At 35.8% G+C, this 25,927-nt stretch carries 28 protein-coding genes; 6 read left to right on the top strand and 22 right to left on the bottom strand.

Going from position 1 to position 25,927, the window contains the following annotated elements:
* Nucleotides 1-48: 48 nt before the first annotated feature.
* Nucleotides 49-1,863: a translation elongation factor 4 gene (gene lepA / locus LS66_RS06120; RefSeq protein ID WP_034366430.1), complete on the bottom strand. Its 1,815-nt coding sequence runs from the start codon at nucleotides 1,861-1,863 to the stop codon at nucleotides 49-51.
* Between the two features lie 191 nt (nucleotides 1,864-2,054).
* Between lepA and LS66_RS06115 the strand changes: the two genes are divergently transcribed.
* From LS66_RS06115 to efp, 6 genes are all read left to right on the top strand, one after another.
* Nucleotides 2,055-3,215, top strand: a complete 1,161-nt coding sequence (locus LS66_RS06115; protein WP_011114945.1) for an FtsW/RodA/SpoVE family cell cycle protein — start codon at nucleotides 2,055-2,057, stop codon at nucleotides 3,213-3,215.
* 13 nt (nucleotides 3,216-3,228) lie between these two features.
* Entirely contained in the window at nucleotides 3,229-3,747 is a 519-nt protein-coding gene (locus tag LS66_RS06110; RefSeq protein WP_011114946.1) for a DUF308 domain-containing protein, read from the top strand.
* Between the two features lie 7 nt (nucleotides 3,748-3,754).
* Nucleotides 3,755-4,495, top strand: a complete 741-nt coding sequence (locus LS66_RS06105; RefSeq protein WP_052057360.1) for a uroporphyrinogen-III synthase — start codon at nucleotides 3,755-3,757, stop codon at nucleotides 4,493-4,495.
* Nucleotides 4,496-4,571: 76 nt separating this feature from the next.
* Nucleotides 4,572-5,402 (top strand): peptidylprolyl isomerase, encoded by an 831-nt coding sequence (locus LS66_RS06100; RefSeq protein ID WP_034366428.1) that lies wholly within the window; start codon nucleotides 4,572-4,574, stop codon nucleotides 5,400-5,402.
* Between the two features lie 28 nt (nucleotides 5,403-5,430).
* Nucleotides 5,431-6,354, top strand: coding sequence for a class II fructose-bisphosphate aldolase (locus LS66_RS06095; protein ID WP_034366426.1), 924 nt, complete (start codon nucleotides 5,431-5,433; stop codon nucleotides 6,352-6,354).
* Between the two features lie 342 nt (nucleotides 6,355-6,696).
* Nucleotides 6,697-7,260: an elongation factor P gene (efp, locus tag LS66_RS06090; protein ID WP_011114951.1), complete on the top strand. Its 564-nt coding sequence runs from the start codon at nucleotides 6,697-6,699 to the stop codon at nucleotides 7,258-7,260.
* A gap of 58 nt (nucleotides 7,261-7,318) precedes the next feature.
* On the opposite strand, the gene LS66_RS06085 is transcribed toward efp, so the two are convergent.
* The 21 genes from LS66_RS06085 to LS66_RS05985 form a co-directional block, all read right to left on the bottom strand.
* Nucleotides 7,319-9,898: an ATP-dependent Clp protease ATP-binding subunit gene (locus tag LS66_RS06085; protein WP_011114952.1), complete on the bottom strand. Its 2,580-nt coding sequence runs from the start codon at nucleotides 9,896-9,898 to the stop codon at nucleotides 7,319-7,321.
* 146 nt (nucleotides 9,899-10,044) lie between these two features.
* On the bottom strand, nucleotides 10,045-11,448 hold the full coding sequence (gene mnmE, locus LS66_RS06080) for a tRNA uridine-5-carboxymethylaminomethyl(34) synthesis GTPase MnmE (RefSeq protein WP_034366424.1): 1,404 nt from the start codon (nucleotides 11,446-11,448) through the stop codon (nucleotides 10,045-10,047).
* On the bottom strand, nucleotides 11,411-12,217 hold the full coding sequence (locus LS66_RS06075; protein WP_034366421.1) for a Jag N-terminal domain-containing protein: 807 nt from the start codon (nucleotides 12,215-12,217) through the stop codon (nucleotides 11,411-11,413). The genes mnmE and LS66_RS06075 overlap by 38 nt, the downstream gene beginning before the upstream one ends.
* A 2-nt stretch (nucleotides 12,218-12,219) precedes the next feature.
* Nucleotides 12,220-13,995 (bottom strand): membrane protein insertase YidC, encoded by a 1,776-nt coding sequence (yidC, locus tag LS66_RS06070; protein ID WP_034366418.1) that lies wholly within the window; start codon nucleotides 13,993-13,995, stop codon nucleotides 12,220-12,222.
* Nucleotides 13,996-13,999: 4 nt separating this feature from the next.
* Entirely contained in the window at nucleotides 14,000-14,380 is a 381-nt protein-coding gene (yidD, locus tag LS66_RS06065) for a membrane protein insertion efficiency factor YidD (RefSeq protein ID WP_081947944.1), read from the bottom strand.
* Between the two features lie 3 nt (nucleotides 14,381-14,383).
* Nucleotides 14,384-14,824, bottom strand: a complete 441-nt coding sequence (rnpA, locus tag LS66_RS06060) for a ribonuclease P protein component (RefSeq protein ID WP_034366415.1) — start codon at nucleotides 14,822-14,824, stop codon at nucleotides 14,384-14,386.
* Nucleotides 14,825-14,847: 23 nt separating this feature from the next.
* A complete protein-coding gene (rpmH, locus tag LS66_RS06055; RefSeq protein WP_011114959.1) occupies nucleotides 14,848-14,982 on the bottom strand; it encodes a 50S ribosomal protein L34 in 135 nt (44 codons plus the stop codon).
* A gap of 59 nt (nucleotides 14,983-15,041) precedes the next feature.
* The gene (locus LS66_RS06050; RefSeq protein ID WP_034366412.1) at nucleotides 15,042-15,758 is read right to left on the bottom strand and encodes an OmpA family protein; all 717 of its coding nucleotides are present in this window, start codon (nucleotides 15,756-15,758) and stop codon (nucleotides 15,042-15,044) included.
* A 6-nt stretch (nucleotides 15,759-15,764) separates the two neighbouring features.
* Nucleotides 15,765-17,684, bottom strand: coding sequence for a hypothetical protein (locus LS66_RS06045; protein WP_034366409.1), 1,920 nt, complete (start codon nucleotides 17,682-17,684; stop codon nucleotides 15,765-15,767).
* Between the two features lie 21 nt (nucleotides 17,685-17,705).
* On the bottom strand, nucleotides 17,706-18,086 hold the full coding sequence (locus LS66_RS06040; protein WP_011114962.1) for a biopolymer transporter ExbD: 381 nt from the start codon (nucleotides 18,084-18,086) through the stop codon (nucleotides 17,706-17,708).
* A complete protein-coding gene (exbB, locus tag LS66_RS06035) occupies nucleotides 18,083-18,535 on the bottom strand; it encodes a TonB-system energizer ExbB (protein ID WP_011114963.1) in 453 nt (150 codons plus the stop codon). The genes LS66_RS06040 and exbB overlap by 4 nt, the downstream gene beginning before the upstream one ends.
* An 18-nt stretch (nucleotides 18,536-18,553) precedes the next feature.
* A complete protein-coding gene (gene smpB / locus LS66_RS06030) occupies nucleotides 18,554-19,015 on the bottom strand; it encodes an SsrA-binding protein SmpB (protein WP_034366439.1) in 462 nt (153 codons plus the stop codon).
* 7 nt (nucleotides 19,016-19,022) lie between these two features.
* Nucleotides 19,023-19,826, bottom strand: coding sequence for a 4-(cytidine 5'-diphospho)-2-C-methyl-D-erythritol kinase (locus LS66_RS06025; protein WP_034366406.1), 804 nt, complete (start codon nucleotides 19,824-19,826; stop codon nucleotides 19,023-19,025).
* A 6-nt stretch (nucleotides 19,827-19,832) separates the two neighbouring features.
* Nucleotides 19,833-20,072 (bottom strand): carbon storage regulator, encoded by a 240-nt coding sequence (locus tag LS66_RS06020; RefSeq protein ID WP_011114966.1) that lies wholly within the window; start codon nucleotides 20,070-20,072, stop codon nucleotides 19,833-19,835.
* Nucleotides 20,044-20,898, bottom strand: coding sequence for a tRNA pseudouridine(55) synthase TruB (gene truB / locus LS66_RS06015; RefSeq protein ID WP_034366403.1), 855 nt, complete (start codon nucleotides 20,896-20,898; stop codon nucleotides 20,044-20,046). The genes LS66_RS06020 and truB overlap by 29 nt, the downstream gene beginning before the upstream one ends.
* Before the next feature lie 62 nt (nucleotides 20,899-20,960).
* Nucleotides 20,961-21,953: an ankyrin repeat domain-containing protein gene (locus LS66_RS06010; protein ID WP_034366400.1), complete on the bottom strand. Its 993-nt coding sequence runs from the start codon at nucleotides 21,951-21,953 to the stop codon at nucleotides 20,961-20,963.
* A gap of 75 nt (nucleotides 21,954-22,028) precedes the next feature.
* Nucleotides 22,029-22,889 (bottom strand): ankyrin repeat domain-containing protein, encoded by an 861-nt coding sequence (locus LS66_RS06005; protein ID WP_034366398.1) that lies wholly within the window; start codon nucleotides 22,887-22,889, stop codon nucleotides 22,029-22,031.
* The gene (locus tag LS66_RS06000) at nucleotides 22,886-23,383 is read right to left on the bottom strand and encodes an HIT domain-containing protein (protein WP_034366396.1); all 498 of its coding nucleotides are present in this window, start codon (nucleotides 23,381-23,383) and stop codon (nucleotides 22,886-22,888) included. Before LS66_RS06000 ends, LS66_RS06005 begins: the two co-directional genes overlap by 4 nt.
* Nucleotides 23,384-23,395: 12 nt before the next feature.
* Nucleotides 23,396-24,877: a UDP-N-acetylmuramoyl-tripeptide--D-alanyl-D-alanine ligase gene (locus tag LS66_RS05995; RefSeq protein ID WP_011114971.1), complete on the bottom strand. Its 1,482-nt coding sequence runs from the start codon at nucleotides 24,875-24,877 to the stop codon at nucleotides 23,396-23,398.
* A 10-nt stretch (nucleotides 24,878-24,887) separates the two neighbouring features.
* Nucleotides 24,888-25,178, bottom strand: a complete 291-nt coding sequence (locus tag LS66_RS05990; protein WP_011114972.1) for an acylphosphatase — start codon at nucleotides 25,176-25,178, stop codon at nucleotides 24,888-24,890.
* Nucleotides 25,175-25,924, bottom strand: coding sequence for an alpha/beta fold hydrolase (locus LS66_RS05985; RefSeq protein ID WP_034366393.1), 750 nt, complete (start codon nucleotides 25,922-25,924; stop codon nucleotides 25,175-25,177). Before LS66_RS05985 ends, LS66_RS05990 begins: the two co-directional genes overlap by 4 nt.
* Nucleotides 25,925-25,927 lie beyond the last annotated feature (3 nt).

Here is a 25,927-nt window from a genome sequence, read left to right as displayed (position 1 = left end):
CAAATACAAATTAAAATATAAGATTGTAGCAAATTTTAACAAATTTTGTTATCCGTCAATCTTGAGTATAGCAAGGAATGCTTCTTGAGGTAACTCTACTTTCCCAATAGCTTTCATACGTTTCTTTCCTTCTTTTTGTTTTTCTAAAAGTTTTCTCTTACGAGTTATATCACCACCATAGCATTTTGCAGTTACATTTTTGCCCATAGACTTTATATTCTCGCGCGCAATGACTTTATTGCCTACACTTGCTTGAATAGCTACTTCAAAAAGCTGTCTAGGGACAATTTCTTTCATAGATTCTACTAATGCTCTGCCCTTTTCATAGCTTTTTGATTTATCTACAATGATTGAAAGTGCATCAACTATTTCCCCCGCTACGCGTATATCAAGTCGCACTAAATCTCCTTGACGATATTCTATAGGTTCATAATCAAAGCTCGCATAGCCTTTTGTGCAGGATTTAAGCTTATCATAAAAATCCATTACAATTTCATTACTTGGTAGCACGTATGTCAGCATAACGCGTGATTGATTAAGGTATTCCATTTTTTCTTGCACACCTCGGCGATTTGAAAGCAACGTAATAATATTTCCAACATATTCACTCGGCGTGATAATACTTGCCCTCACATAAGGTTCATAAATGGATTCTATCTTTTGCACTTCTGGCAATTCGCTAGGATTTTGCACAAGAACTTTTGAACCATCAGTCATATAAACTTCATATACCACCGTTGGCGCAGTAGCAATAAGATTGAGTGAAAATTCCCTTTCTAATCGCTCTTTAACTACTTCCATATGCAGTAATCCCAAAAATCCCACGCGAAACCCAAATCCCAAAGCCACACTTGTCTCTGGCTCAAAACTAAGCGCAGAATCATTGAGCTTAAGCTTATGGAGTGCTTCGCGCAATTCTTCAAATTTATCTGTTTCAATAGGATAAATCCCTGCAAATACGAAAGGTTTAGCTGGACGAAATCCTTCAACAGGTGCTTTTGTGGGATTCTTAGAATCTGTGATTGTATCTCCTACTGCCATTTCTGTTACAGATTTAAGCCCAAGAGAGATAATGCCTATCTCGCCGCAGCCAATCGTTTGCGTGAGAATCTTCTGCACAGGGTGAGGATAATACAGCGCAAGCACCTCATATTTCTTACCACTACTCATCACTTGCACTTCTTGTCCCACACGCAATGTTCCATTTACAAGTCGCACTAATGCTAACGCTCCCAAATAATTATCAAACCAACTATCATAAATAAGTGCCTTTGTAGGAGCATTTTCATCACCACTCGGAGCAGGAATACACTCTATAATACGCTCAAGAAGATTTTTAATGCCCTCACCACTTTTAGCACTTACTTGAAGCACATCTGTGCAATCAAGCCCAATGGTAGATTCTATATCTTCTGCTACACGCAATGGGTCAGCTGCAGGCAAATCAATTTTATTTATCACAGGTAAAATTTCAAGATTATTTTCCATAGCAATATATACATTCGCTATGGTTTGAGCCTCTACACCCTGACTTGCATCTACTACAAGAAGTGCGCCCTCACACGAGCTAAGAGAGCGTGAAACCTCATAGCTAAAATCCACGTGCCCCGGCGTATCAATGAGGTTAAGTGTATAAGTTTGCCCCTTGTATGGATAATTCAACCGAACAGATTGCGCCTTAATGGTAATACCTCGCTCTTTTTCAATATCCATCGTATCCATAATTTGCGCAGTCATTTCACGCTCACTTACCGCCCCACATTCTTGAATAAGTCTATCTGCGAGTGTGGATTTGCCGTGGTCAATATGAGCAATAATGGAAAAATTACGTATATATTCTTGTGGCACAATTAGAGCCTTCATTGCTTACCTTAAATTTAAAGAATCTTAGAATATTAAAGCTGTGATTGTAGCACACTCACAGGTATTTGTCCATAGGCTACACCTTTATCCCTCCTTAAGCTTTACATACAAAGTGCTATGTAATTTCTTAATTTTACATTTTCATAATGTTTTGTTAAAATCTAAATTTTATTTTGATAAGAGTGAGTTTTATGGCAGATTCTAAGCTTTTTTATGCAGTTACACTCCTTATTTGCATCGGTGTGGTAATGTCCTACTCATTGGCAACATATATCACAAGTCTTTATAATTATGAACATTTTCATTTTCTATTGCGTCAATTTATCGCTGCTATAATTGGAATAGGACTGATGTGGTTACTCTCACGCATTGATTGCAATACACATTTCAAGCACATAGGTGTAACAATCTTTATCGTTTCTATCATTCTTATGGTAGGTATGCATTTTCTTCCTCAAAGCTTTGTAAGCTCTGCAGGTGGAGCAAAGCGTTGGATTAGACTGCCATTTATCTCTATTGCACCTTCTGAACTCTTTAAAATTGGTTTTGTTTATTTTCTTGCGTGGAGCTTTTCGCGCAAATTTGTCAGCAATGTGCGACTTTCTATCAAAGATGAAATCAAAATATTTATCCCCTATCTTGCGCTATTTATCGTAGCAGTTGTGCTAATTGCCGTATTACAAAATGACTTGGGGCAAGTTGTGCTACTTGCGCTCACTCTTGGAGTAATGCTTGTTTTTGCAGGCGGAAGTTTGCGATTACTTGGTGTCATATTTCTTGGCACAATAAGCACTACATTTGTAGCTATTATTACAAGCCCACATAGAATCTTGCGCATCAAATCGTGGTGGGCAAGCGCACAAGATTCTGTATTAGCACTTTTACCCTATGGCTGGGCTGAAAATCTCCGCATAAGCGGCTTACCCGAACCTTATCAAATTTATCACGCCACTAATGCTATGTCAAGCGGTGGCTTTTTTGGTGCTGGGTTAGGTGAGGGTTTTATCAAACTTGGATTCTTAAGTGATGTGCATACAGATATTATTCTTGCAGGCATTGCCGAAGAATTAGGATTTATAGGACTTTTTGCTCTTGTGTGTTTATTTGGTTATATTTTATTAAGACTCTTTCGCATTGCTAATCGTGCACAAAATAAAATGTATTATCTTTTTTGCATAGGTGTGGGGCTTTTAATTGGTTTTTCATTTATTATTAATGCCTTTGGCATTTCGGGTATAACGCCTGTAAAAGGTATAGCTGTGCCATTTCTTAGCTATGGTGGCAGCTCACTCATTGCAAATTGCATTGCAATTGGTTTAGCTCTAAGTATTTCAAAAAATAATTCATCTTAAACAAAGGAAAAATATGCGCTCTAATCGTATTTTATGGTTTATATTGAGTTTGGCTCTGATTGTTTTAGGAATCATATGTATTGCCAACCCTCTTCACACAATGACCTTTCTTGCCTATTTTGTTGGATTTATTATGTTTATTAGTGGTGTTGGCGGCATTTTTTATTTCTTTACATCACGTTATATGATGATGCTTCTTGATGGTGTGATTTCGTGCGCTTTTGGCTTAGTCTTACTTTTTGGAGGTGAGGAAATCACGCAAAATTTCGTGCCACTCTTTATTGCTTTATGGCTTATCCTTAAGGGTGCTTTATGGCTTATTCACGCGTGGAAACTCTCACGTATTGTATATTCAAACACAAATACAAGCATCACATTTATAGGAGGATTCTATATTTTATTTGGGGTGCTTTTTGTGCTCTTTCCTGAAATATTAGCCACACTCATTAGCCTTATACTTGGCATTATCCTTATTTTAAGTGGTGGCATAGGCTTGTATTTTTGGAATACTTTGAGAAAAACAGGTATATAGAGATAATATGACAGATTCTAAGTTAAATGATAAAGATATGCAAAAGGCAGATGCTATCTATGAGGTAGTTCTTGTTGGGACGCGTACTCATCAAGGTGTTAAAAGCCTTATAAGCAATGTTATAGAATCTATCCCTATTACACATACCCTAAAAGGTATTGATGCGCTTATTTTTACTTCCTCTTATGCGATAACTTCTCTTATAGAATCTGCCTCGCCCAAATCCATTTCATACAATCCCAATCTTGCACATTGGCGAGAGATTCCAAGCTTTGTTATTAGTCCCTCAAGCGCTGCATTATTGCACAAGGAAAATGCCTCTATTGCTTTTGTTGGCAAAAAGGCTCACGGAAAAGAGTTTGCTAAAGAAATTATCCCGCTTTTGCAAGGGCGCACACCACTTTATCTTCGCGCTCAAAAGATTATATCTGGGCTAGATTCTCTACTCAAAAATGCGAATATTCCCCTTCAAGAAGCAATTGCTTATATTAATCATTCTCAAATTTTACCCCCTTCTCTTAAGCCTAAACCCAAAAGTGTGCTTATTTTTAGCGCACCGAGTGCATATGAAAGTTTTATAACAAATTTTGGTTGGGATTCACATTATGTGGCAGTAGCTATTGGGCGAAGCACTTTTGCCCACTTTGAGGAAGGCATAAACGCATATATCAGCCCTATCCCAACTATTAGCTCTTGCATTGATTTTGCCCGTAGTCTTGCGCAGAAACTTAATACTTCCTCATTATGATATAGGAAGTGCTTAGCTTACAATATATTTAGCTTTATTTGATACAATCGCACAATCTTAATTATGGAGCAATATTATGAAACAGCAACTTCTCGCCACAATACTTTTCTCTCTTGTGTGCGTATCTCTTCAAGCCAAAACCTACGCAACGGTTGATGGTGTAGCAATTACAGACAAAGATATGGAAATTCTCAAACAAAGTATCCCAAACTTCAACTATAATAAACTTTCTGACCAAGAAAAAGAAATGCTCATTAATGAGCTTATAAATAGGCAACTTATTCTTAAAGCTGCTAAACAAGAAAAACTAGATACTTCTAAGGAATATACTGATACCATTAATAGCATTAAAGATAATCTCCTTATTGATTTATGGACAAAAAAACAAGCCAACAGCACGCAAGTCCCTACAATGAATGATGCTCAACTTCGTAAAATTTACCAAGAAAATGAAGGAGAATTTATTGACCAAGAAGGTAAAGCACGACATATTCTTGTAAAATCAGAATCTGAAGCAAAAGAAATTATCAAAGAGCTTGATAAAGTAGGTAAAGCAAAGGCGGAAGCGAAATTCATAGAACTTGCAAATGCAAAATCGATTGACCCAGCTTCAAAACAACAAAAAAATGGTGGGGATTTAGGCGTATTTAAACGTGCGGGTATGGATCCTATGTTTTCTAAAGCTGCTTTTGACTTAAAACCGGGCACTTACACAAAAGAGCCTGTTCTTACGCAGTTTGGCTATCATATTATCTATCTTGAACGCAAGAGTGAGCCTAAGGTCATTCCTTATAAAGATGCTAAAAAAATTATTGAAAATAGCATCAAAATGCAAAGTATTCAAGGTGGTATGATGCAAAAGATTCAGGCTTTACGCACTAAAGCTAAAATCAAAATTACAAAATAAATCATTTAAAATCAAGAAAGGAGGGGCTATGCTCGTTTCAGGTAGTGAAATATTACTCAAAGCACATAAGGAAGGTTATGGGGTAGGTGCATTTAATTTTGTCAATTTTGAAATGCTTAATGCTATTTTTCTTGCAGCAAATGAAGCAAAATCACCTATCATCGTTCAAACAAGTGAGGGCGCAATTAAATATATGGGCATTGATATGGCGGTTGGAATGGTTAAGATTCTATCAAATCGCTATCCTCATATCCCTGTGGCGCTCAATCTTGACCACGGCACAAGTTTAGAATCTTGTCGGAAGGCAGTTGAAGCTGGTTTTACCTCTGTAATGATTGATGCTTCTCATCACTCTTTCAAAGAGAATCTAGAAATTACAAAAGAAGTCGTGCAAATGGCTCACAACAAAGGGGTAAGTGTAGAAGCAGAGCTCGGCAGACTTATGGGCATTGAGGATAATATTTCTGTTGATGAAAAAGATGCGGTGCTTATTAACCCTGATGAAGCAGAAGAGTTTGTCAAACAAACACAAGTAGATTATCTTGCCCCTGCTATTGGCACAAGCCACGGTGCATTCAAATTTAAAGGTGAGCCAAAGCTTGATTTTGCAAGGCTACAAGAAGTTAAGCGCAGAACAAATATCCCCCTTGTTTTACACGGCGCAAGTGCTATACCTGATTATGTGCGTGAAGCATTTTTAGCCACAGGTGGAGATTTAAAAGGAAGCAAAGGTGTGCCATTTGCATTCTTGCAAGAAGCAGTCAAGGGCGGTATCAACAAAGTCAATATTGATACTGATTTGCGTATAGCATTTATGGCGCAAGTGCGTCGCATAGCTAAAGAAGACCCTACTCAATTTGACTTGCGTAAGTTCTTTGCACCTGCAATGGAAGCAATGAAAAAAGTAATAGTGGAAAGAATGGGCATTTTAGGCTCTGCTGGGAAAATTTAATTCTCATAAAAGAAGGATTTATGACAAACTTTATAAAAGCAAAGTTAGCACGTTTAAAATTAAGTTTAGCAAAAAAAGATATATAGGGAGGGGATAAGCATTTTAGCATCTATTGATTTTTCACGATACAACATTAATCTTAGCGGTATAGAAGATAATTATCCTCAAGATGCTGGTATTTATGAATTTTTAACTGTACGTGGCTTTAGAGAAATTATACAACTTGGCTGTGATAGATTTTTTGAAAAAATTTAAATATTTATGCCATAAGGTAGTGCTTTAATCTAGGAGTTTATGATATAATAAAGCCTTGAAATTCCCTATATTATTTAAGGAGCGTATATGGCAATTGGAATGAGTGAACTCAAAAAAGGATTAAAAATTGAAATTGATGGGATTCCATATAGAATTACCGAATATCAACACGTCAAACCCGGTAAAGGCGCAGCATTTGTGCGAGCAAAAATCAAATCATTCCTTGATGGTAAAGTCATTGAAAAAACTTTTCACGCAGGCGATAAATGTGAAGAGCCAAATCTTCAAGAAAAAACAATGCAATTCCTCTATCACGATGGCGGTGCGTTCCAATTTATGGATACGACCACTTATGAACAAATCGCATTGAGTGATGACCAAGTAGGCGATGTAGCAAAATGGATTATTGATGGACTAAACGTGCAGATTCTATTTCATAATGAAAAAGCTATTTCTGTTGATGTGCCCCTTGTCGTAGAACTCACCATTACAGAGACTGCGCCAAATTTCAAAGGAGATACAAGCAGTGGCGGCAAAAAGCCTGCTACGCTTGAAACAGGTGCCGTCGTGCAAGTGCCTTTCCACGTACTTGAAGGAGAAAAGATTAAAGTCAATACAGAAACAGGCGAATATCTTGAAAAAGTCAAATAACTTAAAATCTACACGCATATAAGAGTGAAACATTTTCTCACTCTTTGGTGTAAATTTTCTATTCTTTTTCTATATGTGTGCAAATTTCGCCATTTTTAAGCGCAAAATTCACTCTATCACCCTCTTTAATCTCATCACGCAAAATCAAATCTGCTAATCTATCCTCAACCTCTTCATATAATGCCCTTTTTAGCGGACGCGCGCCATATACACTATCAAAGCCTACTTGGGCAATATGCTCTCTAGCCTCTTGACTAAGGGTAACATTAATACCTTTCTCCAACGCCCTTTTAGCCAAAGACTTAAACATAATATCCACAATTTGAGTAATATCAGCAAGTCCGAGCGGATTAAACACAACTACATCATCAAGGCGATTTAAAAATTCTGGTTTAAAATACATTTTAAGTGCTTCTTTCACAGCCTTTTGGCGCTCTTGCTTATCCCCAATCTCCATAATTTTATCACTTGCAATATTGCTTGTTAAAATAATAATCGTATTGCTAAAATCCACGCTCACACCCTTACTATCAGTCAATCGCCCATCATCAAGCACTTGCAAAAGGATATTAAACACATCAGGGTGGGCTTTTTCCACCTCATCAAAAAGCACAATACTATAAGGTTTACGTCTTATGGCTTCAGTAAGCACGCCACCTTCTTCATAGCCTACATAGCCTGGAGGTGCTCCTACAAGCCTACTTACAGCGTGTTTTTCCATATATTCACTCATATCAATACGCACAAGCGATTTGGCATTATCAAATAAAAACTCTGCTAAAGTTTTTGCACATTGTGTTTTACCTACACCTGTTGGTCCTAAAAATAAAAAGCTCCCAATAGGGCGAGAGGCATCATTTAATCCGGCTTTATTGCGTTTGATTGCTCTAGCAATGGCTTTTATTGCATCATCTTGTCCTACTACACTTTTGGCAAGTTCAGATTCTATGCCTAAAATGCGCTCCTTTTGGCTTTGGAGCATTTTTTTAATTGGAATCCCACTCCAGCGACTAACAACTCCCGCAATACTCTCTTGTGTAACAGCATTTTTAAGCAAAGTGCCATTTTGCTGCATTTCTTCCCATTGTTTATGCAAGGCTGCTTCCTGTGCCTGAATATCAGGGATTTTACCATAATCAATTTCAGCCGCTTTGTTATAATCTCCACTTCGTTTAGCAAGTTCAGATTCTCTTTTTAGGCTATCAAGCTCCGCTTTTATTGTAGCAATACGCGTAAAAACGCTCTTTTCTTGCTCAAATTTGCCCTCTAAGCTCATTTTTTCCTCACGCAAATTCTCCAATTCCTTATCAATCTCTAGCACACGCGCCTCATTGACATTTGTTTTTTCCATATTGAGTGCTTGTTTTTCAACTTCAAGATTGGCAATGTGTTTTTTAATCTTGCTTAGCTCTAAGGGTTCAGATTCTATTTGCATCTTCAGCTCTGCTGCTGCCTCATCAATCAAATCAATCGCCTTATCAGGCAAAAACCTATCGGTAATATATCGACTTGAAAGCTTGGCTGCTGCTACAAGTGCAGCATCTGTAATATTGACATTATGGTGCGCCTCTAAATTTGGCTTAATCCCTCGCAAAATTTGTAATGCCTCATTAATGCTTGGTTCATTGACATTTATAGGCTGAAATCGCCGTGTAAGTGCAGCATCTTTTTCAAAATACTTGCGATACTCCTTTAACGTAGTTGCACCAATAGTGTGAAGCTCCCCTCGTGCAAGAGCAGGTTTAAGTATATTTGCTGCGTCCATACTCCCTTCACTTGCCCCAGCACCCACAATAGTGTGAATCTCATCAATAAATAAAATAATATTTCCAGCTTTTTTCACTTCATCAACAACATTTTTAAGTCGTTCTTCAAACTCTCCGCGATATTTTGCTCCAGCAATAAGTGCGCTCATATCAAGGGCAATGAGCTTTTTATTCTGCAAACTTGTAGGCACAGCCTTTGCCACAATTCGCTGTGCTAAACCCTCTACCACAGCAGTTTTTCCCACACCTGGCTCTCCCAATAAAATAGGATTATTTTTACTTTTACGTATGAGAATCTGCATCATTGCATTAATCTCATCATCGCGCCCTATAACAGGGTCAAGAGTGTTTTCTAATGCTTTTTGGGTTAAATCAATGCCAAATTTACTTAAAGATTCCAAATTATCATCACCACTTTGAGATTCTATCTTGCTCTCCCCTCTTAGACTTAGTAATGTCTTTTTAAACTCTGCAATATCCACAAGAGGCTTAAATATAGCTACAAAAGTGCTCTCTTTAAGATTAGCGATTAAAAACATATCTACTGCAATAAAACTATCACCATTCTTAATTGCCTCGCCTTGAGCAAGATTAAGCGCACTTGAAAGCTCTTTACTGATACTTAGATTCTCTTTTTGCACCTGTGAGCTTTTGGGAAGTTTATCTACTTCACTGCGCGCTTGAAGCTCAAGCGCAGTTTTATCAATATTCATTTTATTCAAAGCCTGATTGAGCACACTTTGATGATTACTTAAAAGCGCCCAATATATATGTGCAAGAGAAATTTCTTGATTGCTTGAATGTAAGGCAAGCGAAGCTGCACTATCAAGCGTTTCTTTCATTTGGTTTGTTAATTTTTCAAATAAATTCATACTAAACTCCTTAAGTTTTATATGAACTACATTATATAAGTTTAGTCATTTAATGTCAAGTTTATTTATAAAATAACTTATAACTTAGCAATCTTATGTCATACTTCATAAAAAATATTGAAATGTTCCTATTAAATGCACAGGTTTTATTTGCCTAAACAAAATGTGGCAAAAAGCCTATCAAGTAACTCTGCATTTTCATAAGGGTGGGTAATTTTACAAATAGATTCTATACAATCTTGTATCTGATATGAAAACAACTCTAACTGCCCTATATCAAGCACATTATGAGCTTTTACAATACATTCTAATGCCTTTTTAATACAATCAAGTTGATAACTTGATGTAAGAATCATACTTTCATCTCCATTATGTGTGCTTACAACTTCTTCTAAGCATTCTAATACTTTTTGCACACCCTCATATTTTGTGCTCAAATGCAAGGGTATGCAAAGTAAGGCTTTATTATGTAAGCGAAGTAAATTATGAAGCAACTCTTCTTCACACTGAAGTGGCAAATCACTTTTGTTTATAATCACAAGAATATATTTGTCTTGGCATTGAGTTTTGAGAATCTCCATAATTGCTTTATCTTCTGCATCAAATGGACGTGAACCATCAAAAATAGCAACAATAATATTACTGCGCATAAGAGCTTCCTTTGTTTTTAATATACCAATTTGTTCAATTTTATCATCACTTTCACGAATACCTGCTGTATCAACTATACGCAACAAACTACCCTTAATAGTAAGCATCTCTTCAATAGTATCTCGTGTCGTCCCCTCTATCTCACTTACAATCGCACGCTCATATCTTAAAAGCGCATTGAGCAAAGAGCTTTTACCCACATTTGGCTTGCCAATAATGCTTAATGTATAACCCTCAATGATAGATTGTCGCGTAAGAGAAATGTGATAAATATGCGATAATTCATTTTCAACATACGCTAATTTTTGCTGAATATCTCGCATATAACTTTCTTCTACCTCTTCGCTATAATCAATGTGCACTTCACTAAAAGCGAGAATCTCAAGAAGATTTTCACGTGTGCGATTTACAAATGTCCCTAAATCGCCTTTAAGTTGTCGCATAAGAATCTTATTTGCCTCAAGACTTTGAGACTGGATAAGCCCAGCAACAGCTTGAACCTGTGCCAAATCTAATCGCCCACCCAAAAAGGCACGTTTAGCAAATTCACCTGCTTGAGCCATTCTAGCGCCTAGTTTCAAACAAAGTTGCACAATTGCTCTTGCGCTTACAATACCCCCGTGGCACTGCACTTCACATACATCTTGCGTCGTATAGCTATATGGTTTTGGAAAATAAATCACCAAAGCTTCATCAATAGGCATTTGTTGTGCATCATAAATATGGCACAAGTGAGCGTATCTAGGTTTTAGAGATTCTTTGTGTGTAAGAGCGAGAGCTATATGATAAGCTTTCTCTCCGCTTAAGCGCACAATGCTTATCGCCCCCACACCTATAGGAGTAGCAATAGCAACAATAGTGCTATCGTCTAAAATCATTGATGATAACGTATTTTTCATTAGCGTCATTTTGACGCACAGATACATATTTGTCAGGAAATATTTCGCGCAATTTATTAAGAGCAATATATACCAAAATCCCATCAAGCACTTTGGTTTGAGCCTTACCATTAATCTTAACAGAATCTATAATATCTTTAAGATATATATCAATCATTTCTTCTTGATTCTTAAAAAACTCTGCAATTTCAAGACGAAGCGAATAACCATATTTAGGATTTATCCAATTAAAAAGCAAGTATGAGAGTGCTTTGTAACGATAACCTCTCTCTCCTATAAGCAATGCACAATCGCGTCCATCAATATATACAAAAAGTATATTATTCTCTTCCATTCTTACCTCAAAGCAATCAATCTCAAAGGGAAGTAGTGCAAAAAGCTCCTTTATTTCTTTGCAAATTTCTCTTGCATTTGCATCATCATCTTGAGATGGTAGGTCCCATTGTGCCTCATTTCCCCAAAGCTGCTGCGAAGTAAATTCTTCTTTATCTGTTGCATATTCAGTTATTGAATGATAATCTCTTTTTGCGGTTTGTGTAGATTTAAATCGCTCTTGTCCCTCTTGTTTTGTATATTTTTCTTTGATGGGCTTTGACAAATTTTTGTGTTTTGATTCCACAACAATAATTGCCTCTTTTTTTCCCAAGCCTAAAAACCCACTTGAAGGATTTTGCACAATTTCATAGTCCAAATCCGCTACTGAACAACTCAATTCCGTTGATGCCTTAATAAGAGCTGCTTCCAAACTCTTCTCTACAATTTTTTTCATAACTATCCCCTTTTATTTGTTTTTTCATCGTGATGAGCCGCGATTTCTTTTGCTTTTTTACCCTCCATAATTTTATTTATACTTATTTGTTGAATAATAGAAAATACATTATTAATTGTCCAATACAACACAAGCCCTGCAGGAAATGGAAAAATAATAAAGAAAATAGTAAATACCCAAGGAAGCATTTTAAAGATTTTTTCCTGCATAGGGTCTGTAAAGTTTGAAGGTGTAAGCTTTTGAGAAATATACATACTCACCCCCATTAATACAGGTAACACAAAATAGGGGTCTATTGCCGATAAGTCAGTAATCCATAGAATCCACGCTGAACTTTTAAGCTCGACAGCATTGTGCAACACACGATAAATAGCAAAAAATACAGGAATCTGTAAAATCAATGGCAAACATCCACCGAGTGGATTTGCTCCGTGCTTTTTATATAAATCCATCATATGTATTTGTAGCTTTTGTGGGTCATCTTTATAACGCGTTTGTAAATCTTTCATTTTAGGTGCTAAATCTTTGAGTTTTTGCATTGATACCATACCCTTATAAGTCAAAGGATAAAGCACTATGCGAACAATTAGCGTTAATAATACAATCGCCCAACCCCAATTTCCGCACAAATCATATAAATATTCAAGAAGTAAAAAAAGTGGTTTTGCAAAAAATGTGATACGCCCATATTCTACTACATCAGTAAGTGTATTCTCAATTCCTTGTAATTCGTGATATTCCTTTGGTCCTATATATCCTGCAAACTCTGCGTCCCCTTCAAATCGCACATAAGGCATAGGATTATGTGCATTATCACCGCTCATCACAACATATAAACCTTTTGGGGCATTGCTAAAAAACAAACTTGTATAATACCTATCCACACTTGCCACAAAACTAGAAGAGCGAATATCCGCTGCATTTTTGGCTAAATAATCACTACTTGCATCACCATCTTCAAACTTTGTCAAAACACCATCTATATTATTACGCGTTATGACTCCTCGAAATGCGTAAGTATCAGTATCAGCAGTTGGGCGCATACCATTACTCACAAAATATTCTATATTTGGCTTACTTAACTCTAAACGCACATCATAAGCAAGATTAGGGTGAATAGTAAGATATTTTTTAATAACAAGATTACCAAGATTTTGCGTGAGAACAATTTCCACAGGCGCATTTTCTAACTTAATGTATGAAATATTTGCTGTATAAGGCGTATCAAAAGCTTGTTGATTGATAGATGTATCACTAAAACGCATTTCCATTGTATGAAGTTGAGAATCCCCAAAAAGTGGTAATTTATCTCGTTTCTCTTTGTGGGGAGGTTTCATACCAAGCACCTCTCCTATCATTGCAAAAAGGCTAGTTTGCTCGTGTCGTATAAATTTTTCATCTTTAAGATAGACTTGCTTAATCCTACCAAGGGCATCAATTTCAAGCTCAAACTCATCAGAATCTACACGAGCAATAATTGTTTGCTTAAGTGAATGTGGCATTTGAACACTAGAAGAAATCTCATTTTGCACACTTTGTGTGCTATCTTGAATATTTTGATGTGGAGCAACCTGTGTATTTATCTCTGTATGAGTGCTTGCTTGAATAGATTCTTGTGTATCTTGCGTATTTTGAGCTGTATGTGCTTGATGAGTATTTTGATGTGGTTTTTGTGGAAAAAAATACGCATATACTGCAAAAAAGGCAATAGAAAGACCTATTGCTATCAGCACACGCGTGAGGGACATACCATTATCTTGTTCGTTTGGACGATACATAATTTTAACCTCTTTCTTTATAAGAGAGTGTTTTAATAATATAAACTCGCATTTTATAAGTTTTTTTCAAAACGCATATTATATCTAAAAATCTTGTATTTGTGTTAGGAACAAACCAATATTTCACATCTTTTGGCATAAATGCAATATCTTTAAACTCTAAATATGCTTGAGGATAGGCGACACCGCCCTCAAAAAACTGATTGCAGCTTAAGATTCTTTGCATTGATTTGACACTTGCTTTCAATGGATTATCAAAGCGCAAAAGCCACAATGTATAATCAGAACAGCTTGGATAATACCGACAAGCCCCAACGCTTAAAGGTGAAAGACACTTTTGATAAAACCTTACAGCCTGTATCAAGGCACAGCGAACTATCCACATATTTTATCCTGCATAATGACTTATTTGATGTAAAACGCGAATATTACGAGTTTTTTTTGCATTATACATCTTTGTAAAACTTGCAAGTAAATTATTTTTAAGCGTGGCAAAATCCATTTCTCTTATACCCTCCTTTACAACAATCAGAAAAATCACATCTTTAAAATCTGCGCAATTTTCATAAGCAATAGCTTTTATACGGCGTTTTATAAGATTACGCATATATGCTTTGCCAATTTTTCGCGAAACACTTAATCCAAGATGCAATTTTGCATTACGCGATTGAATAGATTGAAATATTCTTTGTTGGCGAAGCGGATAAGACTCTCGTATAGATGAAAATTTAAGCATATAAAGCACAAAATCTTTGTGAAAAAATCGTTGAGCATTTCTATAAACAAAATCAAATTCTGCTTTATTCTTGAGGGTATCCAACCTTGCCAAATATATTTACCTATTGCACAAAACTATACTGAAAGCCTTTTGCGACCTTTTGCTCTTCTTGCGTTAATAACACGCCGACCATTTTTTGTTTTCATTCTTGCACGAAAGCCGTGTGTGCGTTTTCTAGGTGTATTGTGTGGCTGGTAAGTTCTCTTCATTTCTTAACCTTCAGATAAATTAAACTGGCAATTATGCCAATTTTTTGCTTAAAAAGAAGTTATTTAATCTCAAAATCTTTGCTAATCTCAAGGATTCTAAGTAAATCTTTATTCGCTTTTGTAACAACCCGAAACTCTACTCGTCTTGATTTGTCATCATCTTCAAGCGGTTTAGCAAAAGATAAACCATTAGCACGAAACACCTTAATAAGCCACTCTTTATAATTATTGATACTTTTAAGATTAAAACAATATTTTAATACTTCTAAAGCCCTTGCTTGCGAAAGTTCAGCATTACCAAGATAACGTTCTTCAAGAGTATGAGCCACATACCAACTTTGCGATGTATGCCCTTCAATACGCACTTCCTCAATGTTATCTTGAAATTTTGGCAAAGAGAGAATCTTTACATATCGTGGAAAAAAATCATTCAAAATATCTTGAAATCGTTTTTTAACCTGTGCCGCTCCTGTATCAAAAAGCACTTCTGGCTCATTAAAACGAATCGTATTATCCTCATCAATTTGCGCATCCCATCGTTTCAAATCTTTACTAAATTCTTTCAATAATGCCTCATAAAGATCTTGCTGAAGATTAGAATAATTTTTTGCAATCTCACTCATAGCTTGATTAAGCTCTAGCAATTTTTGGTTGTGTATCTTTAAATCCTCTTGTGTTTTTTGGGTAATAAGCATAAAAGACACCATAATGAGCAAAAAAATCATCATAATGCCCGCCATCATATCAGAAATACTAATCCACTGATTATGCTTCATTTTATCCTACCTAGAGCCTATAATTTCACGCACACGGCGCAAAAACCACTCATAATTTTCTTTAAAGTTTTCAAAACTTGCACTCATTGATTCATCAAGCGAAGCAAATGTAGTTTTAATTTCTTGTTGCAAAGATTTATTACCCTCAATGTTCTCACTTAAAATATTTTGCACATTACGATAGAGTTCAATAAGTTGAGCACTATTGTGATGAATCTGTGCATTAAGATTCCCCAGATGTGAAAGGAGATTATGCTGCAAATCACCAAAATCTTTTACCACTTGCACACCCATATCCTTAGGAATTGCTACAGAATCTTTAGTAAGTTTTTGCATAATTTTGAGATATTCGCTCGCCATTTTCTTAAGGAAATTGCTCACATTTTCATATTGTGTATTCAACGCTGTATCAGTGCGAAGCGCAAAATCATTTAAGCCCTCCAATCGCGCTTGAATAATTTCTTGCTCTTTATTTAATACAGAATCCATACTTGCGCTCAAAGTAGAAAGGTAAGTCTCTTGCATACCTTGCATACCCTTTGCCATATCCCGCATTATGGTTTCATTATGTGTATTTAAATGCGAGAGGCTCGATTCAAGACTTTCTACTATCGCCGTGTGATTTTTGGCAATATGCTCTCGCAAACGCGCAAATTCTGCTGAATTATGTGTGCTTGATTCTATATTTTGCTGGATATTTTTCTCTAATTCGCGGCTTAAATTTTCAATTTGTGTATGTGCGTTACTTAAAATAGCTTTGAATATTCCCTCACTCTCCTGTGCAAGATTACTACATTGTGTGCGGAAAAGTGCGCTATGATTCTCAAGAGATTGTGCAATATTATTTTGTGCCTTATTTGAACTATCCTCTATAAAGATTCTCAAAGTCTCCATATTTACATTAGCGTGTTCATTGAGCTGTAAAAAGTAAGTGTCAATTCTCTTTTTAAGCTCTTCAATATTTTGTGTAGCAACCTCTTCAAGCTTACCAAAACCTTGAACAGCGCTTTTAAAAAATGTGTCTATAATCCCCAAACAAGCTCTTGCAGTCTCACCAAGCGTGGCAACTTCACTAAGTTGAGCGTGAAGCATATCTCCTTTTGCTTTCATCTCATCAATCATATTTAAAGTCTTCCCATAAAATGCCATAGTTTGTTCATTTTGTGCATTAATAGATGCCAAAGTAGCCTGTGTAGCACTCATTGCACTTGCACTCTCTTGCATTGCACTTTGAGTTTGAATAAGCAAAGTTTGAGTTTGCTCAATATGCTGCTTATAATTTTCCTGCCACAAAAGAAGCTTACCTACCGCACTATTAAGTTCTTTAAAATTATCTCCAAATTGATTTTGTAAATTATGGTTAAAATCTCTAATGACAAGTTCCAATGCGCTAATCAACTCCCTAGAAGCACCGCTAGCAAGCTGTTTAATGGCTTCTTGTAAAGAAACATCTATCTTTTGAAGTGCAGATGCTAAAATCTCATTTGTAGTAGCGTTTATCTGTAATATATCCTCTTTAGTAGGCAATTCAAGCGCTTTATGATTAATCTCTTCAAGAGATTTAAGATAGTTTAAATTCCCAGCTTGATGGAGCAGATAATCTAGATTCATATCTTGGGTGCTTTTAATACCCTTTGCCCTTTGTATAATAGAAAGTGTAATAGCCAAACCCATACCCACAATAGAAGTATAAAATGCAGTCTTCAACCCATCAAGCAGCAATGGCACGGAATCTTGCAAGGCAAGAGTATCAAATCCCATAAGTCCTACAAAAATTCCTACAAATGTCCCAAGCACTCCCGTGCTCATAATAATTGCCTTAAAATCCTTGTGTGCAGGCTCACCAAAAGTTTTAAAATCCCACACAAATAGCCCCACCATTAAAATAGTAAAGCAAATATTAATCAGCCAATTTAACTCTTGCATAAGCCCTCCTTTAGTTGGAATCTATTTTTGTTCTGCAATAACATACACATCATTAATACCTTTATCACGCAACATTGTTGTAATTTCAAGGAAAAACTCTAAGCCACTTTGCCTATCACCACGAATGATAACTTGTATGTTTTTATCAAGCTGCTCAAGCTGTGCGCCTATCTCTTGGAGTGAAAGAGGTTTATCATCAAGAAAAAAATCTCCTTCTTTATTAATTGTAATGCTGTGTGTTTCTCTTTTATCTGTATTTTGTCCTTGTGTCTGATCAATTTGAGGCACATCAACTTGGATTCTTGACTGCACCACAAATGAAGCACTTGTAAGCACTATCACAAGCAAGACAAGCATAATATCAATAAAAGGTATCAAATTAAGAGAATCTATTTTTTTCATATATCATACCTTGTAGGGGTTTTTGGCTTATGTGGAGGATTATGTGCAATATCCCAAAGTGAAAGCAATACTTCGCTCCTACGAAGTAAAAGATTATAAAATACGATTGAGGGTATAGCCACTATTAGTCCTGCTGCAGTGGCTTTAAGTGCGAGCGCCAATCCAGACATAATATTTTGCGTATCTATGAGAGAAGTAGAGCCAATTTCTACAAAAGTTACCATAATACCAATAACTGTCCCTAAAAGTCCAATATACGGGGCATTTGAACCAATTGTAGCAATGAGTGTTAGTCGCTTGTGGAGCTCTAACTCTAAGATTCTCTTATCACTAAAAGCATCAAGGTTTATCTTACGATATGCCCACCAACGCTCTAATGCCAAACCAAGAACTACTATACTTAAAAAGAGTAAGAATCCAAGCACCCCATAATCAACTATTTCCTTCATATCTAACTCCTTTATAGGCTACAACTTTTTGCCATAGCTTTTCATATGCGCTCTTGCTTCACGCTCAAGCATTTTTTTCTTAATGCTCTCTCGCTTATCGTGCAATTTTTTCCCTCGCACAAGTGCAATACAAAGTTTAATTTTATTTTTTTGATTAAAATAAATGTTTAATGGAACAATGCTTAAAGATTCTTTGCTTACACTCCCAAACAATTTATCAATCTCTTTTTTATGAAGCAAAAGTTTCCTTTCTCTGCGTTCATTGGGCTTAAAATGCGTATAAGTCGTTTGTAAAAATGAAATATGAGCATTAAACAAAAAGGCTTCTCCGCGTATGATTTTTATAAAACTATCTTTAAGATTTACTCGTCCTGCGCGAATACTTTTTACTTCGCTTCCTTGCAACACAATACCACTTTCTAAACTTTGAAGAATCTCATAATCAAAATATGCTTTTTTATTTTTTGCAATCACTCGTATGGGCATATCAAACTTGCTCCTGTCTAAAAAAGCTACTGCCACTGCCGCTAAAATACCAACCTTCGCCAAGCTCTTGTGCAATATCCCTAAGATGTGGATAAATCTCACACGCACTTTCATATAAATCATTGAGGGTGCTTTTAGAAAAATGATTTGAGAGTAATTCAAGACTAGTTTTTGCAAACCACTCATTTGCAGGTGCGCTATATGAGCGTTTATGCGCTTTGATAGAATCTGCATAGCATTTATAGACTTTTGTAGTATCACAAAATATATGTGGTGGCGTATAAATGCTGTATTGTAATGGTTTTTCATTTAGAGATTGAATATATTGCCCTTTTCCGCTCACATTTGCACTCTCTTCCCCACTCACAAAAAATGCTACATCTGCTCCAATCTTTTCTCCCACTGCCATAAGCTGTTTTTGACTTAAACCTAGCCCAAAAAAATTGTTCATCCCAATAAGAAATGCTCCAGCATTTCCACTTCCCCCACCTAATCCTGCACCTTTAGGTATAGATTTTTGCACTTCTATTTTTACACACTCAATGGCTTTTACAGCAGTCTTCTGTCCTTGAATATCTAAAAAATCTTGCAATACGCATTTTGCTTTATAAATAAGATTATCTTTTTCCTCGCAATCAAAATCCCCTTGTAAAGTAAAGCAAGAATAATGTGTGATATTCATTTCATCATATAGCTCTCCTTTTGCCAAAACAAAGCGAGAATGAATCTGATGAAAGCCATCTTTGTGTCCCAAAATTTTAAGAAAAATATTGAGCTTTGGATAAATTTTTATAGTTTCACTCATTTTTGTTCATTTCTTATGGGCTTTAAGCAAAAACTTTATCTCTGATACAGCTTTTATATCATCACTTTGCGAAGCTTGTTTGTTCTGTGAAGTAATTGCCTCTTTAAGCTCTCCACGTAAAATCACACAATTTTCTGGTGCAGAAAACCCGAGTCTCACGCTGCCTTTGTCAATGGAGATAATCTTTATTTCAATATCATCGCCAATTATCACGCTGTCATCTTGTTTTCTTGAAAGTATCAACATATTCTATCCTATTTAAAATGTATTGTATGCCACCATTTGAAAATATCTCAATTATAGAAAAAAAATCCTCAAAACAAACTATATATTTTCCTTTTTGGGCATTTTTTAATATAATTTTTTTACCATCATACATCTGCTTAGAGAATCTGTGCATATTTTCTAGTTGAGGATAAGGGAGATAATCAAGTGGATTAAGGATTCTTATTTGTTCTGTGGCACTCACGCTCATTTGTCCCTCACTTATTCGCTCTAGGCTTGAGAGCACACCATTTACGCCAAGCTTTTTGGCTATTATCTCCCCAATACTTCGCACATATGCACCCTCACTCACACTTACTTCAAAATGCACAAAAGGGTGGTGATATGATAACAATGTAATATTATAAATACTCATTTGAATCTGCGGTAGAGTAAATACCTTACCCTCTCTTGCAAGTTTATATGCCCTTTGTCCATTGATATGTTTTGCGCTAAAAGCAGGAGGCGTATAATCAAAAGTGCCTTTTAAAGAAAAGAGAATCTTCTCTATATCACTCTGATTGTATTCAGGGATAATCTCAATAGATTCTATATGCTCAATATCCAAACTTGCAGACTTTGCACCAAGCCAAAGTGTCGCTCTATAAGCTTTAGGCACTTTTTGTAAATGCGGAAAAAGACGCGTATAGCTACCAAATCCCACTACAAGCACACCTTTTGCAAAAGGGTCAAGTGTGCCAAGATAACCCGCCTTTGACATACCAAAGTGCTTTTTTAAACGAGAGAGACACGCATTTGAGCTTAAAAATGGTGGCTTATACGCAGCCACGAGTAGAGCATTTGCCAATATATATCCTTATTTAATATGCAATCTGGCATTATATGGGATTTATAATAAGTATGTCAATCCTATTTTGCTCCATATTTGATAAGTAAGGCAATAACAGATTTTAAGTGATGATATTTACGATTGCGATACTTGGTATTTTCAAGCAAAGTTTCAGGCTTATATGATGAGGGGATATAAGAATTCACATCTCCACCATTGAGTATGAAAAATTCAAGCAAGTCTAGCATTTCCTGCTCTTTTTTGGTATCTGAATTAATCTTATACAAATTAATCTTATATATTACTTCAGCCATTACATTTACTCTCTCAACCCAATCTAATCCTCTATAATAAAAGCGTGCAACATAATTCATACACTCTTTACAACCTTGCTCTTTTGCCTTTAGAAAAACTGCCTTTATTTCATCTATGCCAAAACCATCATCCCTAAAACTGTTATCTAGCATAGCGTATAATAATCCCCAGTTCTCACAAGTTATATCCTCTAAAGGCTCATTAATGTGCTCTAACATCAAATGAAATGCCCTAGAACTAAATCCATTATAACTAAGACCTCTACTTGCCCAGCATAGATATTGAACCGACATATTAGGTTTTGCTAAAGCCCTATTTACAACAAGCTCTGCCACTTCATCAGTAATTTTTCTATCCAAGAGATTGAGTAGCAAAAAGTTATTATTAAACATAACCCTTGCTCCATATTCTAAGAGAAGCTTTGCCATTTCATTATCTCCACGAGATAAAGCAATATAAAGTGCGCTCTTAGAATCACCACCTAGATTCACATCTCCGCCAAGTCGCAAATATAAACGCACATTCTCTATATCACCGCGTGCCACAAGATAGTGCAAATCCCTATATCTATAATTTGACGCATTATAGTCTCCTTCAGCTCCCTCAAAGCCTTTCATCGCCCCAAGATATAGTAATAAGGTAACTTTTTTGGGATTATAATCATTGCTATATGTAAAATCTACGCTATGTATAAGCATATTTCCAAGCACTACACGATATAAAAAAATACCAATGAAAAAGACAAGTCCTATAAACACTATTCTTTTAAGAAGTTTTTTTATCTTAACCCATTTGTTTGTATGGTTTATAGTTTCTAAACTTTGCAAGAAAATCTACCAAAGTTGAAGTTCTGTGCTTGTTTTTTTATAAAGATTTTTATTTTTCCCCTCAAGGTCATATTCTACTGCGAATCCATATTTAATATTACTTGCACCCGATTTTTTAATGCGAATTGCCTCATAAGTATCAGTAGGAATACTCAAACTCCCAACTGATGCGCTTGAACGTGGAGGGATTTTCCTATTTACTTCACTCTCACTTATTAAATCTCCATTGATATAGAGTGCCATATAAGTAATTGTAGCAAATTTCTCACTTTCATTACTGATAGTAATATTTACACTTCCCTGTCCTAAATTAAATCCAGAAGCTTTAAGTGTAATATCATCATTTTTGATACTCACTGCAGGCAAAGAGCGATTTGCAAGAATATAACGCGCTGGTGTATCTCCTTTAAAGTTTTCCGCATACATATCCGCACCATTTGACAAAAGAAGCTTTATCATTTCCGAATTTTTTCTCATTACCGCATAGTGAAGTGGCGTATTACCTAAATGCTCATCAGCTACCCTCACCTTTGCTCCTTTATTTATAAGCGCTTGAGCAAACCTAAGATTGTTTAAAGCGACAACTTTAAGCAAAGGGGTTTCGCCGTGGCATACTGCATTCACATCAGCTCCGCGTTCAATGAGTAAATATAGAATCTCCATATTTCCCTTGCGTGCTGCATCATAAAGTGGTGTGCTTCCACGCAATCGTGCTTCAATATCTGCTCCAAGATTAATACCCTTGCGCACCTCTGTATAATTATTACTAAAAAGCAAATGATTGTATCTCTCATTCGCCCCATAACATAATGCTGTTAAGACAAACCATATATATAAAATCCCTTTTACACCCTGAAAATGTTTCATACTTTCTCCTTTGCGAAATGTTTTAGGCTTAAGTATTTTATCTTTTTATACACACTATCAAAATCCATTCCATAAGTGCGTGATTCGGCAATGCTTGTTATAAAATTTGTATCACCTATATAACGTGGCACAAAGTGGATATGCAAATGTTCAGGTATGCCTGCTCCACCGGCTTTTTTGATATTTAAACCCATATTCACACCTTGTGCACCATACTCATAAAGCACATTCATTGCTTTGTATGAAAGCTTGTGCAAATGCAACCAAGTCTCTAAAGGTAACTCTTCAGGTGAATCACGATGGGTTAAAGGAATAAGCATAAAATGTCCGGGTGTATAAGGATAAAGATTCATAACACCAAAAACACTATCATCACGATAAATGACACGATTTTCCTCGTCATCGTGTGGATTATTTGCAATAGCACAAAATACACAACCTTGCGCACAAGAGCCAAAATACTTACTTCGCCAAGGTGCATAGATTCTCTCCATTGCCGCTTTTCCTTAAATATAACTTGGAGCATCATTGCTAAAAAGCACTAAATCGTGGGCTTGAGAGCAAGATTTGAGCATATCTTCAAGCATAGACTTATCTTTAAGAGTAATCTTTTGTGTATTATAAATGTGTTTAGATAGAATCTTTGCATTGAGTTCGCCCGTAATGATAACAATGTCAAATACCTTATCAATAGCTTGGGCAAGTTCAATATTAGCTTCTTTTGTGCTCTCTACTATGCCGGGCGTAACAATAATCTTTCGCCCTTGATAAAGTGAGCAAAGACGAATAGCCTCTTTCATTCCCTTAAGATTCCCATTAAATCCATCATCAATAATCAGCTTTTGATGTGTCTGTATCTTGTTAAGACGATGAGGGATGGGCTCTATTCTTTTTACAGCTTTTTGTATTTCTTCTACCTGCAAACCAAGCTCCACGCCCATATAAATTGCCGCACTCAAATTTACAACATTAAAAACGCCTAAAACCATTGTTTCAAAGTGATGCCACTCACCCTTAATAAAAAGTTCAAAGCTTGTGCCATCAAGATTTGCATCAATATTGCGCACATTTTCTGGAAAATACTGAATCTTTTTGGTTATATTTGGTTCTATATGAGGTGATTTAGGATTATCTTTAAAAACAAAAGCTTTTTTTAGCCTTGAGCTTTGCAATAGCTCAAATTTTGTTTCTACAATATTTTCAAGGCTTTTAAAATACTCCAAATGCTGCTCACCGACTTCACCAATAACAGCATAATGTGGATTCAAAAATTGGCTAATAAGTGCAATATCGCCTTTTAAACGCGCTCCTGCTTCAATAATATAAATCTCTGTAATATAATCTAAATTTTGATTAATATCTGCCACAATCCCTGTATGCGTATTAACGCTTCTAGGTGTAGCATATACGCGATACTTTTCTTTAAGAATCTGTGCTAAAAAGTTTTTCATACTTGTTTTACCATAACTGCCTGTTACACCAATAATAATTAATCTTGACATAATATCAAGTTTCTCTTTAGCGAGAATGATATAGCGATTAAGTAAAATATTTTCATATATTTTTGAAATAATACTTGCAAACACAAGCGGCATCAAATCAAACAATCTACTATTAACGTCTAATATGTAACATAAAGCCTCATTAAAGGACATAAAAATAAAGAAAATAACGAAAAACTTTAATACTCTTTGAGTGAAATTCAATCGCTTATCAAGCTGTATTGCCCATATAGCTATTGCAATAAAATATATTATACTCAATCCTATAAGCATATAGCTACTTAATGGTTCTTGGATAAAAACACTTCCTACATACACAGCAAGTGGCAATATAAAATAATATATATGCCATTGCCATTTGTGGTGCATTAAAAGCACTCGCTTAAAGCTATAATTATACCACTGCAGATTTGTCATTCCATAATATGCAAGACACAATATAACTACCCATTGTGCAATCGTATCAATGATAAACATTTCTTCCATACTACTTCCTTTATCTTAAAATCTCAAAATCATTGAGACTCTCATCAATATCTATTTCGCGAGATTGTATTCGTTCAACCTCGCTTTTAATAGGTCCAATCTCAAGTATTTTACATAATTTTTCAAGTGCTTCTTCTTCGCCTTGTGCTATTACACGCACGCTACCATCGCTTAAATTACATACATTCCCGCTTAAAACCTTACTTTCTTCATTAAGCTTATCAACCCTATATTTAACAAAACGTCTAAAACCTACACCTTGCACCTTACCAAATATTAAAAATTCACATCTTTTTTTCATAATTCACTCCTGTAAAGCTTTTCAATCTCTCCACCTTTTTTGAGAAAAAAATAATGGTTTCCTTCCATAGGAAAGAATCTACTTGTAGGAATAAGTGCAGCGATAGTTTGACCGCAAAAAAGTGGTGTGGCACTATCATTTTTACCCCAAAAAATGCTTGCTTTGCCCTTATATGCACTAAATTCTGATGAAAAATCTTCATCAACAACATTTTTAAATGTTTGATACATACCCTCATTCATTGCCTTAACATCACTTGAGCGAAATATTTTACCCAACTTGCCAAGCCCACATTTTCCCATAATCTTTGCAAAAACAATTTTCAAGCGAACTTTCAAACTTTTAGGCACTCTAATTCCAGCAGATGAGAGAAGTATAACTTCTTTTGGTTGGCATAATATAGCTACTTTTCCTCCAAAACTATGCCCTATAATAACACAATCTTTCACTGCCACACCGCTCACTTCACGCATAAAAATTTCTACAATTTTTGCATAATCTTGCGTTGTGAGAGGCTTATCATTTGGACTATTGCCAAAGCCGGGCATATCTAAGTAAATATGTTCCCACTGATTAAAATATTTACCAAAAGCACTCTTCATTAGCTCCTTATTGCTGCCCCAGCCGTGCAAAAATAACATAAAAGATACGTGATTAGAATCTTGATGCGTAGGGAACTGAGCTTGGATTCTCTCATAACTTAGCTCAAAATATTCACCTTGATATTCTATGCGCCTTTGTGCCATAAT

The organism is Helicobacter sp. MIT 03-1614 (genome assembly GCF_000762925.2).
Classification (GTDB): domain Bacteria; phylum Campylobacterota; class Campylobacteria; order Campylobacterales; family Helicobacteraceae; genus Helicobacter_C; species Helicobacter_C hepaticus.
Note: the sequence above shows the minus strand (reverse complement) of the source record. Positions and strands in the feature narration are given on the sequence as shown.

Bases quoted from the DNA above. Each gene is read 5' to 3' on its own strand.
- LS66_RS06100 (WP_034366428.1), top strand. From the start codon at position 4,572: ATGAAACAGCAACTTCTCGCCACAATACTTTTCTCTCTTGTGTGCGTA.
- LS66_RS06105 (WP_052057360.1), top strand. From the start codon at position 3,755: ATGACAGATTCTAAGTTAAATGATAAAGATATGCAAAAGGCAGATGCT.
- LS66_RS06000 (WP_034366396.1), bottom strand. From the start codon at position 23,383: ATGGAGAGAATCTATGCACCTTGGCGAAGTAAGTATTTTGGCTCTTGT.
- exbB (WP_011114963.1), bottom strand. From the start codon at position 18,535: ATGAAGGAAATAGTTGATTATGGGGTGCTTGGATTCTTACTCTTTTTA.
- yidC (WP_034366418.1), bottom strand. From the start codon at position 13,995: ATGTATCGTCCAAACGAACAAGATAATGGTATGTCCCTCACGCGTGTG.
- LS66_RS06050 (WP_034366412.1), bottom strand. From the start codon at position 15,758: ATGAAGCATAATCAGTGGATTAGTATTTCTGATATGATGGCGGGCATT.
- LS66_RS06095 (WP_034366426.1), top strand. From the start codon at position 5,431: ATGCTCGTTTCAGGTAGTGAAATATTACTCAAAGCACATAAGGAAGGT.
- rpmH (WP_011114959.1), bottom strand. From the start codon at position 14,982: ATGAAGAGAACTTACCAGCCACACAATACACCTAGAAAACGCACACAC.
- efp (WP_011114951.1), top strand. From the start codon at position 6,697: ATGGCAATTGGAATGAGTGAACTCAAAAAAGGATTAAAAATTGAAATT.
- LS66_RS06075 (WP_034366421.1), bottom strand. From the start codon at position 12,217: ATGAAAAAAATTGTAGAGAAGAGTTTGGAAGCAGCTCTTATTAAGGCA.
- LS66_RS06005 (WP_034366398.1), bottom strand. From the start codon at position 22,889: ATGAAACATTTTCAGGGTGTAAAAGGGATTTTATATATATGGTTTGTC.
- LS66_RS05995 (WP_011114971.1), bottom strand. From the start codon at position 24,877: ATGGAAGAAATGTTTATCATTGATACGATTGCACAATGGGTAGTTATA.
- lepA (WP_034366430.1), bottom strand. From the start codon at position 1,863: ATGAAGGCTCTAATTGTGCCACAAGAATATATACGTAATTTTTCCATT.
- LS66_RS06040 (WP_011114962.1), bottom strand. From the start codon at position 18,086: ATGAAAAAAATAGATTCTCTTAATTTGATACCTTTTATTGATATTATG.
- yidD (WP_081947944.1), bottom strand. From the start codon at position 14,380: ATGTGGATAGTTCGCTGTGCCTTGATACAGGCTGTAAGGTTTTATCAA.
- LS66_RS05985 (WP_034366393.1), bottom strand. From the start codon at position 25,924: ATGGCACAAAGGCGCATAGAATATCAAGGTGAATATTTTGAGCTAAGT.
- LS66_RS05990 (WP_011114972.1), bottom strand. From the start codon at position 25,178: ATGAAAAAAAGATGTGAATTTTTAATATTTGGTAAGGTGCAAGGTGTA.
- LS66_RS06025 (WP_034366406.1), bottom strand. From the start codon at position 19,826: ATGAGTGAAACTATAAAAATTTATCCAAAGCTCAATATTTTTCTTAAA.
- LS66_RS06045 (WP_034366409.1), bottom strand. From the start codon at position 17,684: ATGCAAGAGTTAAATTGGCTGATTAATATTTGCTTTACTATTTTAATG.
- LS66_RS06085 (WP_011114952.1), bottom strand. From the start codon at position 9,898: ATGAATTTATTTGAAAAATTAACAAACCAAATGAAAGAAACGCTTGAT.
- LS66_RS06020 (WP_011114966.1), bottom strand. From the start codon at position 20,072: ATGTTGATACTTTCAAGAAAACAAGATGACAGCGTGATAATTGGCGAT.
- LS66_RS06110 (WP_011114946.1), top strand. From the start codon at position 3,229: ATGCGCTCTAATCGTATTTTATGGTTTATATTGAGTTTGGCTCTGATT.
- mnmE (WP_034366424.1), bottom strand. From the start codon at position 11,448: ATGAAAAATACGTTATCATCAATGATTTTAGACGATAGCACTATTGTT.
- LS66_RS06115 (WP_011114945.1), top strand. From the start codon at position 2,055: ATGGCAGATTCTAAGCTTTTTTATGCAGTTACACTCCTTATTTGCATC.